The organism is Gordonia lacunae, from assembly GCF_002149015.1.
In the GTDB taxonomy this organism is placed as follows: Bacteria; Actinomycetota; Actinomycetes; order Mycobacteriales; family Mycobacteriaceae; genus Gordonia; species Gordonia lacunae.
Genome location: NZ_NGFO01000009.1, coordinates 116166 through 135996, shown reverse-complemented (window position 1 = coordinate 135996; position 19831 = coordinate 116166). Strand labels below are relative to the sequence as shown.

General features: G+C 69.7%; 18 protein-coding genes. 11 read left to right on the top strand and 7 right to left on the bottom strand.

The window, feature by feature from the left end:
• Positions 1 to 73 precede the first annotated feature (73 nt).
• The 5 genes from CA982_RS10070 to CA982_RS10050 form a co-directional block, all read right to left on the bottom strand.
• The gene (locus CA982_RS10070; protein WP_244176197.1) at positions 74 to 871 is read right to left on the bottom strand and encodes a maleylpyruvate isomerase N-terminal domain-containing protein; all 798 of its coding nucleotides are present in this window, start codon (positions 869 to 871) and stop codon (positions 74 to 76) included.
• A gap of 147 nt (positions 872 to 1018) precedes the next feature.
• Complete coding sequence (locus CA982_RS10065) at positions 1019 to 1981, bottom strand: EamA family transporter (protein WP_086535187.1); 963 nt, start codon at positions 1979 to 1981, stop codon at positions 1019 to 1021.
• A complete protein-coding gene (locus tag CA982_RS10060; RefSeq protein WP_086535186.1) occupies positions 1978 to 2460 on the bottom strand; it encodes a hypothetical protein in 483 nt (160 codons plus the stop codon). Before CA982_RS10060 ends, CA982_RS10065 begins: the two co-directional genes overlap by 4 nt.
• A gap of 6 nt (positions 2461 to 2466) precedes the next feature.
• Positions 2467 to 4068 (bottom strand): 4Fe-4S binding protein, encoded by a 1602-nt coding sequence (locus tag CA982_RS10055; protein WP_144066014.1) that lies wholly within the window; start codon positions 4066 to 4068, stop codon positions 2467 to 2469.
• Between the two features lie 33 nt (positions 4069 to 4101).
• Positions 4102 to 5136: an AurF N-oxygenase family protein gene (locus CA982_RS10050; protein ID WP_086535185.1), complete on the bottom strand. Its 1035-nt coding sequence runs from the start codon at positions 5134 to 5136 to the stop codon at positions 4102 to 4104.
• Between the two features lie 524 nt (positions 5137 to 5660).
• On the opposite strand from CA982_RS10050, the gene CA982_RS10040 reads away from it, so the two are divergent.
• From CA982_RS10040 to CA982_RS10020, 5 genes are read left to right on the top strand one after another with little or no spacing between them, the layout of a single operon-like run.
• The gene (locus tag CA982_RS10040) at positions 5661 to 7262 is read left to right on the top strand and encodes an FAD/NAD(P)-binding protein (RefSeq protein ID WP_086535183.1); all 1602 of its coding nucleotides are present in this window, start codon (positions 5661 to 5663) and stop codon (positions 7260 to 7262) included.
• Position 7263: 1 nt separating this feature from the next.
• Positions 7264 to 7713, top strand: coding sequence for a hypothetical protein (locus CA982_RS10035; RefSeq protein WP_086535182.1), 450 nt, complete (start codon positions 7264 to 7266; stop codon positions 7711 to 7713).
• Positions 7710 to 9287 carry an FHA domain-containing protein gene (locus tag CA982_RS10030; RefSeq protein WP_086535181.1) on the top strand — a complete coding sequence of 526 codons (1578 nt, stop codon included), beginning with the start codon at positions 7710 to 7712 and terminating at the stop codon, positions 9285 to 9287. Before CA982_RS10035 ends, CA982_RS10030 begins: the two co-directional genes overlap by 4 nt.
• An 18-nt stretch (positions 9288 to 9305) precedes the next feature.
• On the top strand, positions 9306 to 11432 hold the full coding sequence (locus CA982_RS10025; RefSeq protein ID WP_086535180.1) for a cation:proton antiporter: 2127 nt from the start codon (positions 9306 to 9308) through the stop codon (positions 11430 to 11432).
• A gap of 1 nt (position 11433) precedes the next feature.
• Positions 11434 to 12246, top strand: a complete 813-nt coding sequence (locus tag CA982_RS10020) for a protein kinase domain-containing protein (protein WP_086535179.1) — start codon at positions 11434 to 11436, stop codon at positions 12244 to 12246.
• A 50-nt stretch (positions 12247 to 12296) separates the two neighbouring features.
• Here the strand turns inward: CA982_RS10020 and CA982_RS26860 are convergent, their stop codons facing one another.
• Both CA982_RS26860 and CA982_RS10010 read right to left on the bottom strand, forming a co-directional pair.
• Positions 12297 to 12608, bottom strand: a complete 312-nt coding sequence (locus tag CA982_RS26860) for a hypothetical protein (RefSeq protein ID WP_244176196.1) — start codon at positions 12606 to 12608, stop codon at positions 12297 to 12299.
• Positions 12609 to 13654: 1046 nt separating this feature from the next.
• Positions 13655 to 13960, bottom strand: coding sequence for a hypothetical protein (locus CA982_RS10010; protein ID WP_086535239.1), 306 nt, complete (start codon positions 13958 to 13960; stop codon positions 13655 to 13657).
• 203 nt (positions 13961 to 14163) lie between these two features.
• Here CA982_RS10010 and CA982_RS10005 point away from each other — a divergent pair, with 203 nt between their 5' ends.
• From CA982_RS10005 to CA982_RS09980, 6 genes are all read left to right on the top strand, one after another.
• A complete protein-coding gene (locus CA982_RS10005; RefSeq protein WP_086535238.1) occupies positions 14164 to 15027 on the top strand; it encodes a universal stress protein in 864 nt (287 codons plus the stop codon).
• A gap of 73 nt (positions 15028 to 15100) precedes the next feature.
• A complete protein-coding gene (gene soxR / locus CA982_RS10000; protein WP_086535178.1) occupies positions 15101 to 15550 on the top strand; it encodes a redox-sensitive transcriptional activator SoxR in 450 nt (149 codons plus the stop codon).
• Positions 15551 to 15653: 103 nt separating this feature from the next.
• Complete coding sequence (locus tag CA982_RS09995; RefSeq protein WP_086535177.1) at positions 15654 to 16685, top strand: patatin-like phospholipase family protein; 1032 nt, start codon at positions 15654 to 15656, stop codon at positions 16683 to 16685.
• Positions 16682 to 17983 (top strand): MFS transporter, encoded by a 1302-nt coding sequence (locus tag CA982_RS09990; RefSeq protein WP_086535176.1) that lies wholly within the window; start codon positions 16682 to 16684, stop codon positions 17981 to 17983. Before CA982_RS09995 ends, CA982_RS09990 begins: the two co-directional genes overlap by 4 nt.
• Before the next feature lie 145 nt (positions 17984 to 18128).
• A complete protein-coding gene (gene arcA, locus CA982_RS09985; RefSeq protein ID WP_086535175.1) occupies positions 18129 to 19391 on the top strand; it encodes an arginine deiminase in 1263 nt (420 codons plus the stop codon).
• A complete protein-coding gene (locus tag CA982_RS09980) occupies positions 19388 to 19804 on the top strand; it encodes a GntR family transcriptional regulator (protein WP_086535174.1) in 417 nt (138 codons plus the stop codon). The genes arcA and CA982_RS09980 overlap by 4 nt, the downstream gene beginning before the upstream one ends.
• Positions 19805 to 19831 lie beyond the last annotated feature (27 nt).

Here is a 19831-nt window from a genome sequence, read left to right as displayed (position 1 = left end):
CCGGGCGCTCCGCAGGGAGCGGGGCGGGCCGGTGGGTCTGCGCTTCTTTCGGATCAGGAAGCAGCGCGGCCGCTCAGGCGGGCAAGAACCGCTGGGCGAGCCGCGGTGCGAGCCATGGGCGGGCGCCCCAGGCGATCCCCTTGCCGGTGAGGCCGATCCATCCCGGCGACACCCGGCCGTATCCGGCCAGCAGGGCAGTGGCCGGGTCGACGCTGATGTGAACGTCGGGGCGGCGGGGTTCCGGCGGGTCGATCACGAGCTCACCGTCGGTGAACTCGTACACGTGGCGCTCACCGCACCCGCGCAGCCGGATGTCGTAGGTGCCGGAGTGCCCGGCGGCATTCTCGGGATCGACCCAGCTCGGCAGGATGTGCTGGCGGGCGCGGATGACCATCAGCACCACCTCGGGCTCGACCCACCAGCGGGCGCCGACGGCGCGTGCGATGTCGTGGGCGTGAACGACGAACTCACCGATCAGCAGACCCAGTGCGGCGTCCGCGCGGATGAGGCGATCGCCGTCGAAGTGCATCTTGGGGACCTGGGCATGGAAGTGCGACACCTCGTCGACGAGTTCACGCAGGTCCTCGGCCAGCCGGCGGCACAGCACCCGCACGTCCCGGGTGGGTAGATTGGCGATCTGCTTGGCGTTGAAGTCGGGCACGTCGACGGCCGAACAACACCATTCCCCGTCGCCACGGGCGAGACCGAGGAAGCGCGACGGTGCCATCGCGACGTGACCCGCGCAGTCGGTCAGCGTCCAGCTGGGAGCGTCGGGGAGCCGGGTGTCGGGGTCGTCGACCCCGAGCACGAGATCGGTGAAACGATCCCCGGTCGCGAGCGCGGCGTCGATGTAGTCAAACCTCGAGAACATCCCCGTCGCGCGTGGTTCCTCCCCCCACATGGGGCACGACAGTACCCCGGCCGGTTGCGACGTGCGACACATTCAGTCCCAACACGCCGAACCTGTGGACAGATGTGCAACGTGCGCAACATTATTCACAAACGCGCACGGTGATCCTCAGTCGGGTGGCACTGCCGGGGCGGCCTCGCCGAGGCGGACGCACACGACGCCGAGCACGATGAGCAGGCCGCCGCCGAGTTGGATCGGCGCCGGCAATTCGTCGAGAACCAGCCAGGCGAACACCACCGCGAACAGCACCTCGGACAGCGCGACGAAGGACATCACGCGCGCACCGAGGAGCCGGCCGCCCGCGATACCGAAGCCGTAGGCCATGGCGGCCGAGACCACGCCGAGCAGGACCAGCGGCATCCACCAGGCCACCTCGAGCGCACCGACCCGGACCGGACCGGTGGTCATGGTCATCGGCAGGAGCCCGGTCAGTCCGGCGCCGACGAGGGCCAGTGCGCCGATCAGCAGGCCGCCGGCGGCGAGGCTCAACGGCGGCCAGCCCGTGCGGTCGTCGGCGGAGATCACGAAGTAGGCGGCGGCCCCGACCATCGCGGCCAGCGCCCACAGCACTCCGACCGCGCTGATCGGGACGTCGCCGGTCAGGTCGAGCACGAGCGCGAGTCCGCCGATCGCGAGGGCTGCACCGAGGACGGTGACCCGTCCCGGCCGCTGACCGTGGCGGAGCCACATCCACACCAGCACCGCGACCGGGGCGGTGTACTCGATGAGCAACGCGACGCCGACCTGCAGGTAGGTCACCGCGTAGAAGTAGGCGAGCTGACAACCCGCCACGGCGAGGAGGCCATAGCTGACGAGCACCACCCAGGAACGGCGGGTGGGCCGGTCCGGGATGGGGCGGCGCCGGTCACGGAAGGCGAGCAGGCCGGGTACGGCCAGCACCAGTCCACCGAGCGCGATGCGCACCGTGACCGTCGCGCCGGCCGACCAACCCGATTCGATCATGGCCCGGGCGAGTACGCCGGAGATGCCGAAGCAGGCCGAGGAGATGAGGGCCAGCGTGATGCCGAGGGCGGGTCGGGAGAGGGCGGGAGGGCAGTCCGCGGAGCTCACGGATTCTTCGCGGCGACGATGGCCGCGCGGACCGCTTCGCGGCACTCCGGTCCGGCCGGCTCCCCGGTCCCGAGGTAGAAGCTTCCCGCGCGGCCCTCGTCGCCGGCGAACCCGGTCACCGAGAAGCCATCCGATTCGGGAACATACGGGGTCGACGACATCGACGCGTTGGCCAGCGGACACGACAACGCGGCGACTCCGCGCTCGGCCCCGGACACGACGACGATCAGGTGGGTCGGATGCAGCACGATCAGCGTCTGGTGCTCGGAGTCGGGGTCGACCGGGTTGCTGCGTCGCCCGAAGACCTTGCCGAGGAACGTGGTCGACGGCGGGTTGATGCTCCGGGTGACCCACGCCGGCAGGTCATCGGTGACGGTGAGCTGCTTCGAGTCGGCGTGGTCGCGCAGCGTGGCGGCGACGTCGGCGGGAAGGTCAGACAGATCGGCACGCACGGTGGTGCGCTGATACGCGGGCCCCATGGCTGCTCAATCTAGTGCAGTGGCCCCGCCGTCGAGGCCTGCGACGGACTGCGCGACACCCAGACGTCGACCGAGTAGCCGACGCCGACGCGGCACCGAGACCTCCGGTGCGTTCGACTCGAGGTCATCGAGCAACGACGCGACGGTCTGTGCGGAATCGGTCTTGTTGGTCCCGATGAAGCCCGACGGACCTCGCTTGATCCACCCCGTCACGTACATGCCCGCCACGGGTTCGGTCCCGTCGAGAACGCGGCCGTCGAGGTGTGGGATGACCCCCGCGGCGTCGTCGAACGGCAGACCGGGTACCGGTACACCGCGGTAGCCGACCGAGGTGAGGACCAGTCCGGTCTCGAGAGTAGTGGTGTCGCCGGTGGGCTCGATGCCCACCGCGGCCCCGGTGTCGTCGACGACCGGCCGGTTGCGGCCGACGACCAACGCGTTCGCACGACCGTGGGGGCCGGCGGTCACCTCGGACGGAGAGCTGAAGAACGCCAGCCGGATTCGGCGCCCAGCCGGTGCCGGGCGTGCGGCGCACTCGGTCAGGATCTCGAGTTTGGCGCGGATGGTGGCGTCGAGTTCGGCGGACGCGGGGAGCGCCTGGAGATCGGCGGGATCGACGGTGACCGGCACACCCGAATCGACCAGTCCGATGAGTTCGGGCAGGGTGAACGCCGCGTGCGCGGGTCCCCGGCGGCCCATGACGACGACTTCGCGTACCGACGAGGTCCGCAGGGTCGCCAGGGCCGGACGCGAGATGTCGGTCGCGGCAAGGGTGTCCGGGTCGGCGACGAGAATCCGTGCGACGTCGAGGGCCACATTGCCGTTGCCCACCACGACGACACGCTCGGTGTCCAGGTCGACGTCGAGGCCGGTGAAGTCGGGGTGGCCGTTGTACCAGCCCACGAACGAGGTCGCGCTGGACACACCGGGGAGATCGAATCCGGGCAACTCGAGTCGCCGGTCGGTGGGGGCACCGCCCGCCCAGATGACGCCCTGGTGCCGGGCGCGCAGCTCGGCCAGGGTGAGGTCCCGCCCGACCTCGGTGTTCAGCAGGATCTCCAGACGCGGGTTGCGTGCGATGTCGTCGAACAACTCCATCACCTTGCGGGTGTGCAGGTGATCGGGCGCGACTCCGAATCGTGCCAGCCCGAACGGCCGGTCGAGGCGTTCGTACATGGTGACCGACACCTGCGGTTGCCGCAGCAGCTCGTCGGCGGCGTACATCGCCGAGGGGCCCGACCCCACGATGCCGATCGAGATCGAGGCGTCGACGGCCAGCTGTCGCGGCCGGTCGATGGGCGCGAGTGGCAGACGACGCGCCGGGTCGACGGGGAACCGCGCGGCTCCGTCGGCGGGATCGTGGTACTGCGTCGCGTTCACCTCGACGAACCGTTCCTGGCCTGCCGGCAGGCGATGCCCCGGGACGATGGCGCCGACCGGGCACGCGCTGACACATGCGCCACAGTCGACGCAGGTCGCAGGATCGATGTACAGCATCTCGGCGATGCCGAAATCGGGCTCTTCAGGGGTGGGGTGGATGCAGTTGACGGGACATGCGTACACGCACGACGCGTCGCCGCAGCACGCCTGGGTGACGACGTGTGGCATGGTCTCGGGTTCTACCTGCGTTCGGTGTCCGGCTCAGGCCGCGGTGTAGGTGGGTTCGCTGCGGAATCGCGAGGGGCGGCCGCTGATGCCGAGCGCACGCCACAGCAGACGCGAGACCGGATTCATCAGACCACTCTGCTCGCCGAGCATCCGGACGTCGCCGAACACGTTGCGCAGGAACCGCTTCGACTCCGGCGAACGCCAGAAGATGTCCTTCATGACCTCGTCGGGCACGTCGAACCGCTTGGCGAAGCTGCGCGGGGGCACCACGATGGCGCCGCAGAGGATGCGCATCGTCAACGGGAGCATCAGCGACAACAGGAACCGTTGGATTCGTCCACGCTGCGGGACCTGTTCGCGGATCAGGTGATGGGCGAAGGAGATGTGACGAGCCTCCTCGGCGACATGCAGCTGCATGACCGCGGCCATCGTCGGGTGCAGGCTCGCCCGGGTGCGCAGGAAGTCCTTCTGGATGTGGTCGATCGGCTCTTCGCCGCCGAGCACACCGAAGAAGAAGACGGTGGGGAAGATCGTCGAGACGAGCGGGACGAGCGGGGAGATCAGCCGGTAGCCGAGCTTGGCGCCGGGGACGTTCATCCCGGTCCGGTTGACGAACTCCTGGAACATCAGGGTGTGGTTGCACTCCTCCTTGGATTCGTGCGTCGTGTACCGGAACTCGCGCGCGCCGTTGGGGAGTTTGAAGCTGTACTGCATGAGCCCGCGGATCAGGACCGACTCGAACTGCAGGCCGACCTTGGCGACGTTGGCCTGACGCCACATGCCGATCTCGATCTGCTTCTCCTGCGGAAGCTGCTGGTACCAGGGGTGACGACCGATCGGATCGACCTCATAGGAAAGAATCCACCGGGGATCGTTGTCGACGATCGCCATGTGCGGCGCGTCCCAGTCGATGTCGATGTAGGGGTCGAAGTTGCGGTGGACCGAGGCCGCGGACAGGTCGTCGAGCACCTGACCGTAGTCGTGGTCGCCGCCGGACTTGTCGTGCTGCGGCACGTAGCGGGCGGGGGCCTCGTGCTCCCGATCGGTCGGGGTCAGTGCTTTCGTCATCGTCGCATCCCTTCGGGTGGGCGGCTCGGTCGGTGAAACAGACCACAGCGGATGACTCGAACGTATTTCGGCGCCGCCGTATTTGTCAACACTCGATGTCACGTTCGATACCGGCACAATGGCCCGGTGCTCGTTGGGGCGGACGTCGGACTCCGGCGGCTGACCTGGTGCGACGGGTGTAATTCGATCGGGTTATATAACGCCGTCGGGGGGTTGGCCGCGGGTTAGAGTTACCGCACCGTCCGTGCCCGTGTCTGCTCACCTGGAGGAGCGATGTCCCGTCGTGTTCACGCGTCCCAGCGCTTCCGGGGCCCGGCGTACTCCTTTCATGCCGGCCGTCGCGGATCGCCGGCAGTCGTGACCAGGGCCCGGAGCCGGTCGTGAACCAGCCGCCGCAGGGGCCGACGCGTGTCGTCCCCCCGCCGGGCGGACCTCCACCGGGTATGCCCCATCCGGGTGGTCCCCGTCCGGGTCCGCCGGGACCGCGCCGGCCCGGTCCGCCGCTTCCGCCCCCTCCTGGCCCGATGCCGCGGCAGGCCCCGCGCTCGCCGCACCGGGGTGCGCCCGGCCCCGGCGGTGCCGTGGGCGACCTGACACCGCAACTCATCGACACCGACATCTGGACCGACGCGATGGTCGAGGGAGCCGGCATTCCCGTCGTCGACGTCCCGTTCGTGACCGTCGGGTCGGGCATCGGCTCGTTCGTGACCGTCGACTATCTGCGGATCAGCGGGGTGCCGCTCGATCGGATCGCGGTGCTCGGCCCACAGGACGTGCCGTGGCACAGCTACGAGTACCTGACGCGCGTGTCGCAGATCCCCCGCGGGGAGCGCCTGCGCTCCGACTCGGCGTCGACCCCGGACAACATCTGGGGTTTCCCGTCGTACGCGGTCCGGGAGGCGTGGGCGGACAAGAAGTTCAAGCCCCTGTGGAATGTGCTGGTGGAACCCGTCTTCGCGAACTTCTACACGCCGAAGGCCGGACAGGCGTTCGCCTCGATGGAGAAGGAATGCGAGCGCATCGGCTACCTGAAGTGCCTGCACCGCGGCCAGGTTCGCATGATCCGACGCCGCGCCGGTGGTGGGTACTTCACGATCCTCACACCGCCGCAAGGGACGTCGCCCACCAAGCGGGTGGCGTTCCGCAGCCAGTGGGTCCATGTCGCGATCGGCTATCCCGGGATCAAACTCCTGCCCGATCTGCAGGCGTTCCGGGAGACCTACCGGGACGCCAGCAAGGTCGTGAACGCCTACGAGTCCCACGAGCACATCTACCAGTCGTTGCAGCGCAAGCCCGGCACCGTGGTGATCCGCGGGGCCGGGATCGTCGCCTCCCGAGTCCTCCAGCGGCTCATCGACGATCGCGACGCGTACGGACTCCAGACGCAGATCGTGCACCTGTTCCGCACGTACTACGACAAACCGCACGGACCGCACATCTTCATGCGGCGCAAGGGCAAGGACGGCTGGGCCTTTCAGGGGTTCAACTACCCGAAGTCGGTCTGGGGCGGACAGCTCAAGGCCCGGATGCGCAAGCTCGAGGGGCATGAGCGGGCCGAGGCGTACAAGCAGATGGGCGGCACCAACACGCCCGTCCGCGACGACTGGCAGGAGCAGCTGGCGCGCGGGCGACGCGAGGGCTGGTACCGCGCCGCCGTCGGCAAAGCCGAGAGCCTGGTCCCCGCCGCGGGTGGTCAGGGTGTGGTGACCACGGTGCGGGTCGACCCGCACGCACCGATCCGACAGGAGCATCGGCCCGACGGGACCTTCGAGATCTACGCCGATTACGTGATCGACTGCACCGGACTCGAAGCCGATGTGCGCGAGCACCGCCTACTGCGCGACCTGCTCGACCACACCGGAGCCGGCATCAACCCCGTCGGCCGCATGGACGTCGAACGCGACTTCGAGCTGAAGGGCACGCGGAGCGGGAACGGCAAGCTCTACGCGTCCGGCAGCGCGACGCTCGGTGGCTATTTTCCCGGCGTCGACACATTCCTCGGTCTGCAGATCGCCGCCCTGGAGATCGTCGACGATCTGGCGCGCCAGGGGTTCTGCAAGCGACTGACGCCCTGGCGGTCGACCGCCCAGTGGTGGCGCTGGATGAACAACAAGGGAGTCGACTGACATGTTGCCCACCCTGTGGGGGCGAATCCAGACCCGCGTGCTCGTGCTCGGCATCCTCGGTGGGCTGTGGACCATCGTGCTCGTCCCGTTCCTGTGGCTGATCTCCACCGGGGATCCGTCGATCCTCGACGTCTACCGGGTCGCCTTCACCGTGCTCCTCACCGTCATCGTCCTCGGGGTGCTCTGGGAATTCCTGTACCACTTCCTCCAGCAGTTCCGGTGGGAGAAGGACTGGCCGACGCTGTTCGGGCTCCTCACGGCGATCAACGAGGGAATCCTCGTCTGGATCGTGATCGACAACACCGGGCTCCTCCCGGATTCGCTCCGACCGTCGCCCTTCGTGTTCTCGGTCCAGTTCGTCACCACGTGGCTGCTCGTGTGGGTGGCGGTCAACGGGCCGCTGCGTGCGGTGTTCCCCCACTGGCGATTTCAGGGGGGCCGGTTCCTGTGACCGGCCCGGTTGACATCCCCAGCGTCACACCGACCGTGACGCTGATTCCCGGCGCGGGCGTCGTGATCCGCAGACCGGCGTACCTGTGCCTGATGAACGACGCGGTGCCGGCGTCGTTCCTCACCGACCTCCTCGACATCGAATCAGCGGTCGCCGTGCCGGATTCGGCGCCCCGACGCGGACGGCACCTGGTGAGGGCGCTGGCCCAACTGGTGGCCACCGCCGAAGGCCCGGTCGACATCGCCTTCGCCGCACCCGACAGCGCCGGCATCGCCATCTTCCTCTCGGGCCGGGTGTACGGCGAGACCGACGGCAAACGGATCGAGCCGGCACCCGGCGACACCTACGACCGCGCCGTGCCGTGGCCGTACGAGGGTCTCGGGCTGTATCTCGCCGGCACGGAGCCCGCCGAGGTCGGCGAGGAGCGATTCGATCTGGTCGAGGGAACGGTGCCCGCCGCGGGCGCGCTGCTGCATACCCCACTGGGACTGCGCGGCACCGAATTCCACGCGGTGCCCGACCGGGCGGCGCACCCGCGGACGGACGGATCGGCGCTGCCGTTGCCGGACCGGGCGGTCGAATCCACCCGACCCGACCCGGACGCCGGGCCGCCGACCGAGGCGCTGGACGGCCTCGACGAGCCGGAGTCGGGAAAGTCCGGATCGCCGGCGCCCGAACCGATCCGGAAGGGATCTCCCTTCGGCGATCCGCCGCCACGTCCGGCGCAGACGCCGGTCCCCGACGTCGAACCCGTCGTCGACCCGCGTCCGGCGTCACCGGAACCGGAATCGGACCCGATGGGCACCACCGAGCGGATGGCCCCCGGCGCCGGAAGCGTCGGGCCGCCCGCACCGGAACCGCTGCCGTTCACCTCGACTCCTCTGGGTGGTCCGTTCGAGGCGGGGCCGTTGTCCCCGAACGCCCCACGCCCGGCCGAGCCGTTGCCACGGGACGCCACCCCGCCGGGCGGGCGCCCGCCCGTCGAACCCGGAGCCGCACCGAATCCGTTCGCCGAACCTCTCGAACCGCGCGCGCCCCTCCCGAAGGAAGAGCATCAGAAGCCCGCCACCGAGGTTGTCAAGATCGAGGCATCGCGGGCGATGGTGCACGGGATACGGTGCTCGCGAGGCCATCTGAACCATCCGCAGTCGTGGCTGTGCGGGGTCTGCGGAATCCGCATGGATCAACTGACGACCTTCCTCGTCGAGGGAGAACGGCCGCCGCTGGGCTGGTTGCTGCTCGACAACGGATTCACCTTCTTGCTCGACGAGGACCTGGTCATCGGCCGGGAGCCGGGATCGGCCGGGGGCGGACCGGCGGGTTCGCCCAAGCCGATTCGCGTGCAGGATGAAACCGGTCAGCTGTCGCGGCGGCACGTGGAGATCCGACTGGTGGAGTGGACGGTGCAGCTGGTCGACCTCGGGTCCGCCAACGGCACCTTCGTCGCCGACCCGAGCAACGGCAACCGCGAGACCCGTCTGCTGCCGCACCGTGCGCATGTGCTGGTGCCCGGATCGCATGTCCGAATCGGCGGGCGGCACTTCATCTTCGAGTCGCACCACGCCCGCATCTGAGCGAACGGATCCGAGGTCATGGAGAAACACACGATCGCCTTCCTGCTGCTCGACGTCGCGGTGGTCATCGCCGCCGCCCGAGTGGGCGGGATGATCGCGCGTGCGTGCCGTCAGCCGGCCGTGGTCGGCGAGATCGCCGCCGGGATCGCGCTGGGACCCAGTCTCCTGGGACTCCTGCCCGGCAATCCCGACCAGTGGCTGTTCCCCGACGACGTCAGGCCGCTGCTGGGCGCCCTGGCGCAGATCGGCCTCGTGCTGTTCATGTTCATCGTCGGCCTCGAACTGGACATGCGGTTGACCAAGGGGCGCGAACGTGCGGCGGCGAGTATCTCGGCCTTCTCGATCGCCCTGCCGTTCGGTCTCGGTGCCGGGCTCGGAGTGCTGCTCTATCCCTCGCACAACATGGTCGGGGGCATGGAGATCGAACGGCTCGGGATGGTGCTGTTCATGGGCGTCGCGATGTCGATCACCGCCTTCCCCGTGCTGGCGAGAATCCTCACCGACCGCGGGATGATGCGCACCGTCCCCGGGGTGTTCAGCCTGGCCGCCGCCGCGATCGACGACATCCTGGCGTGGACGCTGCTGGCTTTCATCATCGCGATCATCCAGGGCGGCAGCCCGTTGGAGGTAGCCAGGATCGTCGGGCTCACACTCGTGTACGCGGCAGTGATGTTCGGAGTGGTGCGTCCGTTGCTGGCCAAGCTGATCGAGTGGCGTGACACGGCCGGCCGCCTCACCCCGGACATCCTGGCGGTCATCCTGATCGGGCTGTTCCTCTCGGCGGCGGCGACCGACGTCATCGGTATCCACCAGATCTTCGGCGCATTCGTGTTCGGCGCGGTGATGCCGAAGGTGGGGGCCGAACAGCTGCACCGGGAGATCCTCGAGCGACTCGAGCAGGCGAGCGTGCTGCTTCTGCTGCCGATGTTCTTCGTCGTCACCGGACTCAACGTCGACCTCACCGAGATCGGGTTCGCGGGGATGGGGCAGCTGCTCCTCGTCCTGCTCGTCGCTATCGCGGGCAAGTTCCTCGGTGCCTACGCCGGCGCGCGGGTGAGTGCGATACCCACCAGGCAGAGTGCGGCCATCGCGGTGCTGATGAACACGCGCGGACTCACCGAACTGGTGATCCTCGCCGCCGGCCGGGAGCTCGGCGTCCTGAGTGACGAGCTGTTCGCCATGCTCGTCGTGATGGCGCTGGTGACCACGATCCTGACCGAGCCGTTGTTGCGCGTGGTGTACCCGGACCGGGTGGTGGCCAACGACATCGCGGCAGCCGAACGGCGCGCGCTGGCCACCGCGACCGCACCGCGAGTCCTGGTGCTGATCCGCGATCCTGTCGGAACGGTCACCGACCTGCGGGCGAGGCATCGGCGGATGCTCGACTGCGCCACCGGATTCGACGTCGTGCTGGCGGGTCTGCTCACCGCTCCGGATCGTTCGGCCCGTCCGCTCGAGGTCGGCATCCCGGTGGTGCCGGACTTCGCGGCGATCGCGTCGGCGGTCGAGAAGCTCACCGAGCTGGGCTCATCGCTGACCGGTGCGGGTTCGGTCTCGGTTCTGTGCCGGTTCAGCGCCGATCCGGCCGTCGACCTCGACGCGATGTCGGAGAACGCCCACGCCGACATCATCGTCGTGGACAGTGTGGACCGATCGCTGGGGGAGGCACTGCGATCGGCTCCGGTCGCCGTCATCGACGAGACCGCCGATGCGGCGGTGGCCCCGGGTCGCAGCACCGTCACCTGTCTGGCGGCCGACAGTCGCAGCGGTCGGACCGCCGTGCTGGTGGCCGCGGGCCTGGCCCTCTTCGGGTCGCGCTCGCTGACCGTCGTCGCGTCCGGCTCGCGGCGTCGGTGGCTTGCTGATCTCAACGCCGTTGCAGAACAGGGGGTGTCGGTGTCGGTCCTGGATCCTCGCCGTCATCGCGACGATGCGGTGTCGTTCACCATCGCTTCTCCGGACGAGGACGCCCCGGGCGCACCGATCCCCGTCATCGTCGTCGACAACACCGGGACGAGCGAGGAATCGCTGGGAGACCGGGTGGCATCCCTGTATCCGTCGACGTCGGCCGCCCCACCCACGCCGTCGCGGGCGGCCCCCGATCCATCCCGTCCGAACATCGGTTCATCATCGGAGAGGCACTGACATGGCGACAGTCGAGATCCCGCAGCAGCTGGCGGATTTCACGGTGCTCGAGAAACTCGGCATGGGCGGCAACGGCACGTTCTACCTCGCCGTGCCGCCCGCTCGGTTGGGGCTGGCCACCGACCGCGTGGTGGTGAAGGTCTTCGGTGGTGTCTGCAGCGACGACGCGTACCGCCGAGGCGTGCGCGAACTGCGGGCGTTCGCCGCCGTCGTCTCGCCCTACCTCGCGGGCCTGTACGACGCGGTGCTGCAGGGCCAGTTCATGTATGCGATGGAGTACTTCCCGCTCGGTTCGCTGGGCAGTCCGGCTCGGGAACTCGGCCGGGACGAGAAACTGGCCGCGATCGCCGACGCCGCGCGCGGTGTCGACGCACTGCACGAAGCCGGGATCGCGCATGCCAACATCACGCCGTCGAGCATCATGGTCACCGAGACCGGCGGCAAGATCTCCGATCTCGGTCTGGCCCGGGTCCTCGCCGCCGACGAACCCATCACGAGCTTCGCCCAACCCGGTGCGGTGCAGTACATGGACCCGGCGCTGCTGGCGGGTGACGTGCCCTCGCGTGCGACCGACATCTGGTCGCTTGGGGCCTGTCTGCACCGCGCCCTCACCGGCGACGGGGTGTACGGGGAGGTGCCGGACACCCAACCGCTGCTGGCGATCCGGGCGGCGCTGTCGACCCCGCCCGCGCTCTCGGAGAACCTGGACCGCGACGAGCGCACCCTCGTCGCGAACTGTCTGGCCCTCGCCGGCACGAGGCCGTCGACAGCCATGGAGGTCGCCCGTCGCATCGACGCGCTCCGGGGTCGCTGAACACCGGTCTCGCACCACGATTGCGCGGGCGAGACCCATGCCGGTTCCGGTCACCCCAGGGGTGCGGTGCGCCACCAATCGTCGAGGATCTGGCGGCCGGTGTGCCCCGGCCACGTCGTCACCAGGGTGTACTCCGCACGTGGTGGACCGGTGAAATTCGTGACGACCCAGCCGTCGACCACGCTGTTCCGGCTCGCCGATGCCGGTCCGTCCCGCCAGCTGATCTCGTCTCCCGGATAGCCTTTCAGGCCGGCCGTGACAGCGGCGCGTCCCGGTGGCGTGGGCGTACGCCACACCGCGAACCCGACGTCGGCGTCGTCGGTACACGAGATGCCGGCGACGCCGCCGCGTCGACGCCGCAATCGACGACTGTCTCGCCGCCCCGACCGCCCGGCGCGGGTCGGGGCTGATCTCCGTCGGCCGGTCCGGATGACCGGCGGGCTGGAACACCTGCGGGACGCGGTCGGGTCGGGGCGCGTTCGCGATGAGGACATCGGTCGGTGGGTCGCCGTCGGTGTACGTGAGATGAAGAGCGAGTTCGACAGCGCGGACGAACTCCGCGCAGGTCCGGTATCGGTGATCGGACTCGGCGTCGAGTGCGCGTGCCAGCACCGCATAGAAGGCCGGTGACACAGCCCCCTCCACCCGATGCCGTGCGACCGAGACTGTGCCGGTGAGCAATTCGACGAGTGTGCGACCCAGAGACGCGACATCGTCTGCCGGAGGCGGCATCTGGTCACCGTGCGCCGGTGCGGTGAGGCCGAAGCCGGTGAGTGTGACCACGCCGGGGGTCGCCGCGGCGGGACCGGTCGGGTCCGCGGACTCGGCGAGCAGGATGTCGGCGGGGGAGACGTTCCCATGCACCAGCTGTCGGCGGTGTGCGGCATCGAGGGCGTCGCCCACGACGGACACGATGCGCACCGCGAGCTCGATGTCGATGCCGTCGGGATGGCGGCGGATCAGCAGTGCGGCGTCGGAGACGGGCACGGGCGTGACCGCCACCCACACCCGACCGTCGGCCGATCCGTACCCGGCGACCCGTGCGATTGCGGGATGTCCCATCGTGGAAGCCTTTTCGGCCGCAACGGGGAACCAGCTGCGAAACGCGGGATCGGCCGAGGCCGTCCGGTCGACGACGGTGAGCACGACCCGCTCGGCAGACGAGCCCGGGGCCCGAGGCTGCCCGGCGCCGGCGTGACGGACGGTCGCGAGGTAGTCCGTACCGTGCGGGCGCCGGCGGAGCAGATGGTCGATGCGATGAGGCCCGATGAGAGTGCCGGGCGGAAGTGGCTCGTCGTGAGTCGGACCGACAGACACGGCGCCTCCCTCACCTCGGGTGAGTCCTGACTCTACCGGTCGGCTCACGTCCGCCCGGGGTGATCAGTCGCCGGTCATCGCCGCTCGGCGGTCATTCGAAGAGGAGCGGCGCGGAGTTGAACAACATCACGATGAAGAAGAACAGCAGGAACCACGCCCCGCCCTGCCACACCTGCCAGCGACCGTTGCGCTTCCAGGCCAGGTAGGTGCGATACAGCATCGCGCTCGCGCCGAGCAGAACCACGACGGGGGAGGCCACGACGAGTACGGTCTGCACTGAACCCGACGTCGCGTGCGCGAGGAGCAGCAGGCCGAGTCCGAGGGCGACGGTGATCCCGGCGTGGGTCAGGATCGCGCGAAAGTCGTTGGTGCCGTTCTGCGGAAGCGGTGACGTCATGGTGTCCACCAGGTTACACGGCGGTCGAATCGTGCAGAAAGCCACCGCGATCAGGACTTCGTACTCATTGCCGCGGCCACCACACCGGGGCAGGATGGGGGTCGGGGCCGAACCGGGCCGCGCGGGGCGACCCCGCACGGACCCGCGGCCGAACCCGAGGACCCCACCCGGGGCTGTCGAGATCAGAGGAGATGAGCCACAACATGAATGCGATACTCGTCGGCGTGGACGGATCGGACGCGGCCACGGGCGCGGTGCGCTGGGCCGCCCGGACGGCCGCGGCCGAAGGTCTCGATCTCAAGGTCGTCGGAGCGTACGACGTCAGCACGAGTGACTACGCCCCGGGCCTCATCATTCCGCAGGACGTCGTCGACGCGATCCGCCAGGACGCCTCTGACGCCGTGCACGCCGCCGCCGACGCCGCGAAGGACGTGGCGCCCGGGGTGACGGTCGCCACCTCGATCGTCGACGGCGACGCGACCCGGGTGCTGCTCGAGCTGGGCAAGGACGCGGCGATGATCGTGGTCGGCACCCGCCGTCTCGGCAGCGTGAAGGGCCTGTTCCTGGGGTCGGTGAGCACGAGCGTCGCCGCCCACGCGCACGGCCGGGTCACGGTCGTGGCCGCCGAGGGCAGCGATTCCGGCCCGGTGGTCGTGGGCGTCGACGGCTCGCCGGTCAGCGACGCCGCGGTCGCCGAGGCCTTCCGGCAGGCGTCGCTGCGGAACGTCCCGCTGCGCGCGGTGCACACGTGGACCCCGCTCGACGCGGACGCGCTGCACGGCTACGGCATCGGCGCCGACGAGGTGGCGCGGATGACGCAGGACGCAGTGGAGGTGCTCGCCGAACGGCTCGCCGGATACGCGCAGGACTACCCGGACGTGACGATCGAACGCTCCGTGCTGCCCGAGGAGCCGGCGAAGGCCCTGCTCGACGCGGCGGGCGCCGACGCGTCGCTCCTGGTCGTCGGCAGTCGTGGGCGGGGCGGCTTCCGCGGGCTGCTACTCGGCTCGACGAGCCAGAAGGTGATGCACAACGCCGAGTGCCCGGTGATGGTGGTCCGCGCCTGATCCGGCCGTACGCGGCACGTCGTCCCCGGTCGTGGGCCGAGGACGATGTGCGGACGGCGCTTACCATCGACGCATGACGCTGAAGAAGCTGGAGCTCTCGGTCGGGGAGCTCGCCCAGCGGGCCGGTATCGCCCCGTCGGCGGTTCGCTTCTACGAGGACCAGGGCCTCATCTTCAGTCGGCGTACCTCGGGTAACCAGCGCCGTTATCACCGGGCGATGCTGCGACGCGTGGCGTTCATCCGCGCGTCGCAGGTCGCCGGGATTCCGCTGTCGGTGATCGGTGAGGTGCTCGCCGAACTCGGCGACCACGAATCGCCACCCAAGTCGATGTGGGAATCGGCGTCGAAACGCTGGATGGACGACATCAACCACCGCATCGCGCTGCTCGAGAACATGCGGGACATGATCGGCTCGTGCGTCGGTTGCGGGTGCCTCTCGCTGGGTGAGTGTCACCTCCTCAACCCCGGCGACGAACTCAACAAACTGGGTCCCGGACCGCGCCGCCTCCTCACCGATCAGTAGCGGCCGCGAACCCACGATCGCGGCCGGTGCGCGGGCGTCGACCACGGGTATCGCCGCCGCTCGCGATTTCGGGGAGGGAATTCGGCGGCGGTACTGTTGCCCCATGGCTCGACCGTCGCGCGTGGCGCTGGCTCTGGGAAGTGGCGGTGCCCGCGGCTACGCGCACATCGGGGTGATCGCCGAGCTCGAGGAGCGCGGATTCGAGATCGTCACCGTCGCCGGCTCGTCGATGGGCGCGCTCGTCGGCGGGCTCTACTGTGCGGGCAAGCTCGACGACTACGTCGACTGGATCTCCGGACTGTCCCAGCTCGACGTGGTCCGGTTGCTCGACGTCTCGCTGACCAAGCCGGGCGTCATCGGTGCCGAGCGCATCCTGCTCCGGGTACGGGAGATCCTCGGCGACACCGTGATCGAAGATCTCCCCATCCCGTTCACCGCTGTCGCCACCGACCTGAACGCCGGTCGCGCGGTCTGGTTCCAGCGCGGAGTCCTCGCCGACGCCCTGCGTGCGTCGATCGCGATCCCGGGGGTCATCAGCCCGCACGAACACGGTGGCCGGCTGCTCGCCGACGGCGGCATCCTCGATCCGCTGCCGGTGGCGCCCACCTCGACGGTGTCGAGTGACGTGACCATCGGCGTCATCATCGGCTCCGACGGCGGCCCGGAGGCGGGAGCCATCCGGGAACCGAAGGCCAAGGGGCTGCTCCGCCGCAACGTGGCGCCGATCCTCGACAACGAGTTCATCCGGGCGGTCCGCGACCGGCTCGGCTACGAGGTACCCCCGACCGAGCGCGGTGAGCCGTCCGCGACCGACGGCGCGGTGACCGCCACCGGCGACGGTGCCGACGCGGTCGAGGCAGCAGCCGAGCCGGACTCCGTCCCGTCCGCCGAGCACGCCGGATTCGGCGTCGACGAGCCGGCCCGCATGGGACGCGTGGAAGTGCTCAGCCGGTCCCTCGACATCATGCAGGAGGCCCTGACCCGCTATCAGGTCGCGGGCTATCCGCCCGACGTGCTGATCCGCGTGCCCCGCCGGACGGTTCGCACGCTCGACTTCCACAAGGCCTCCGAGATGATCGAACTCGGCCGGACCCTGACCGCGCGGGCCCTCGACGACCTACCCGAGCTGCCATGAGACAGATCCCTCGCGGCATCTGGGTCCTGCTGTCGGCGAACGTCGTCATCGCACTCGGATACGGCTTCATCGCGCCCGCGCTGCCCACCTTCGCCCGCACCTTCAACGTCTCGTTCACCGCCGCGACCGCGGTGGTGTCGGCGTTCGCCGTCATGCGGTTGATGTTCGCGCCCGCGACCGGCCGACTGGTCACCGTCTTCGGCGAGCGGCGGATCTACCTGACCGGTCTGCTGATCGTCGCGGCCAGCACCCTGGCGTGCGCGTTCGCGCAGACCTATTGGCAGCTGCTCGTCTTCCGCGGCCTCGGCGGGATCGGCTCGACGATGTTCAGCATCTCGGCGATGGCACTGCTGATCCGCATGGCGCCGAGCGACATTCGCGGGCGGGTGTCCGGCTTCTTCTCGGCGGGCTTCCTCATCGGCAGCATCACCGGGCCCCTGATCGGGGCGGCGCTCGTCGGCTTCGGCCTGCGCGTGCCGTTCGTGGTGTACGCGGTCGCGCTGCTGGTCGCGTCGACGGTGGTGGCCACCCAGCTACGGGAGGTCATCGCCCCCGACCAGGCCGACGGCCCGACCGGCGCGCTGATCGGTTTCCGGACCGCCCTGCGCGACAGCGCCTATCGGGCGATCCTCGCGTCGAACTTCACCCAGGGCTGGGCGTCCATGGGCGTCCGGGTCGCGGTGGTGCCGCTGTTCATCACCGAGAGTCTCGGTGCCGGAGCGGGAATGGCGGGGATCGTGCTGGCGATCTACGCTGCGGGCAACGTGCTGGCGATCCTGGTCGCGGGCCGGCTGTCGGACCGGTTCGGACGGCGGCCCATCATGCTGCCCGGTCTCGTCATCACCGTCGTCGCCACGATCGCGCTCGGCTTCTCCCCGAACGTCGGCGTCGCACTGGCGTTGTCGGTGGTCGCCGGAGTGGGCTCGGGACTCTTCGCACCCACGCATCAGGCTGCCCTAGCCGACGTTCTCGGCAACCGCCAGCAAGGCGGTTCGGCACTGGCCGCGTACGGCATGTCGTCGGACCTCGGCGCCGTCACCGGGCCCGTGATCGTGGGGTTCGTGGCCGATCGGGTCGGTTTCGGCCCGGCGTTCGTGCTGACCGGTGTGGTGGCGGCGGTCGCGCTGGTCCTGTGGGTCGTCGCGCGGGAGACCGCGCCGGCGATCGTGGGCGACGGTCCCACGATGACGCCGACCGACGAGTCCGCGAGATCCGCGACACCGGCCGACCCCGACCCGGGGGCCGATCCGCTCGGCGCCGCGGAGACCGTCCGCCGCGACGTGTCCGACGAACGGTGACGTTCCGGGCGGGTCGACGGCACCGACACGCCCCCGCTGCGTCGATGAGTGATGTGTGACGGCGGACGACGAATTACGGTTGAGCGATGAGCGGTGCAGGACAGTCGGATCACCCGGCTCAGCGGACCAGCGGACGTGTGCGCCGATGACATCCGGCGACGGCCCTGCGACGGGTCACGACTACGCGCTCGGGGCCGACTCGGAGGTCGGCACCCTGCGGGCGGTCATGCTGCATCGTCCCGGCGATGAACTGCGCCGGCTCACCCCGCGCAACAGCGACCAGCTCCTCTTCGACGGGCTCCCGTGGGTCGGGCGCGCGCAGGAAGAGCACGATGCGTTCGCGGAGGTGCTGCGCGACCGGGGAGTCGACGTCTACCTCCTGGGCGATCTGCTCGCCGAGACGATCGCGCACAGCGGTGCGGCCCGAATCCAGGGCATCGCGGCGGCGGTCAGTGCGCGGCGACTGGGTACGCATCTCGCGGAAGACCTCGCCACGCATCTGCGCGGACTCTCGCCGGCCGACCTCGCGTACGTGCTGATGGCCGGGATGACCTTCGACGAGCTGCCGATCACCCCGTCGGCCGAGCGGTCGTCGCTGGTGCGGCGGATGCATCACGGACCCGAGTTCGCGATCGAGCCCCTGCCGAATCTGCTCTTCACCCGCGACAGTTCGTTCTGGATCGGCGGACGGTTCGCGATCACCTCGCTCGCGCTGCCCGCCCGGGCACGGGAGACGTCGCTGACCGACCTCATCTACGCCCACCACCCGAGGTTCACCGGCGCCCGACGGGCCTACGAGTCGCAGGTCGCGCCGGTCGAGGGCGGGGACGTGCTGCTGCTCGCCGCCGGCGTGGTGGCCGTCGGGGTCGGCGAGCGGACCACGCCCGCCGGGGCGGAAGCGCTGGCGCGCAGCCTGTTCGACGACCACCTGGCGCACACCGTGCTCGCGGTGCCGATCGAACAGTCGCGGGCGTTCATGCACCTCGACACCGTCTGCACGATGGTCGACACCGACGCCGTGGTCATGTACCCCAACATCCGCGACACCATGTCCGCGTTCACCCTCGTCCACGATGCCGCGACCGACGCGGTCCGGATCACCGGCGAACGGCCCTTCCTCGACGCGGCCGCCGAGGCGATGGGGATCTCCAAGCTGCGGGTCATCGACACCGGCCTCGACCCGGTGACCGCCGAGCGGGAGCAGTGGGACGACGGCAACAACACGCTCGCGCTCGCCCCCGGCGTGGTGGTGTCCTACAACCGGAACTCCGAAACCAATCGGCGACTCCGCGACTCGGGCATCGAGGTCATCGAGATCGAGGGCCGCGAACTGGGGTCGGGCCGCGGCGGGCCGCGGTGCATGTCGTGTCCGCTCGCCCGTGACCCTCGGGGAGGGAGCGCGTCATGACCTCGGATTCCTCGTCCGGAGACCCGATGAGTGCCACCACCGGGTCGGCGCTCGCCGCGCTGCGGATCGACACGGACTCCGACCGGCCGCCCTTCGAGCAGGTGCGGGTCGGGGTCATCGACCTGATCGAATCCGGGGACTTGCTCACCGGCGAACGTCTGCCGACGGTCCGGGCGCTGGCGTCGCGACTCGGCGTGGCGGCCAACACGGTCGCGCGCAGCTACCGGGAACTCGAGGCGGCGGGCGTCATCGAGACCCGCGGGCGGCAGGGATCGTTCATCAGGGCCGGTCGCCACGATGCGCTCGACGCCGGTTTCGCGGCCGCCGCCGCGTACGTCGAAACCGCCCGTGAGCTGGGCCTCGACGATTCCGTGATCGTTGAGATGCTCAACCGTGTGCTCGGACGAACTTGAATAGATGCACCGAGATTGATTGGCTTG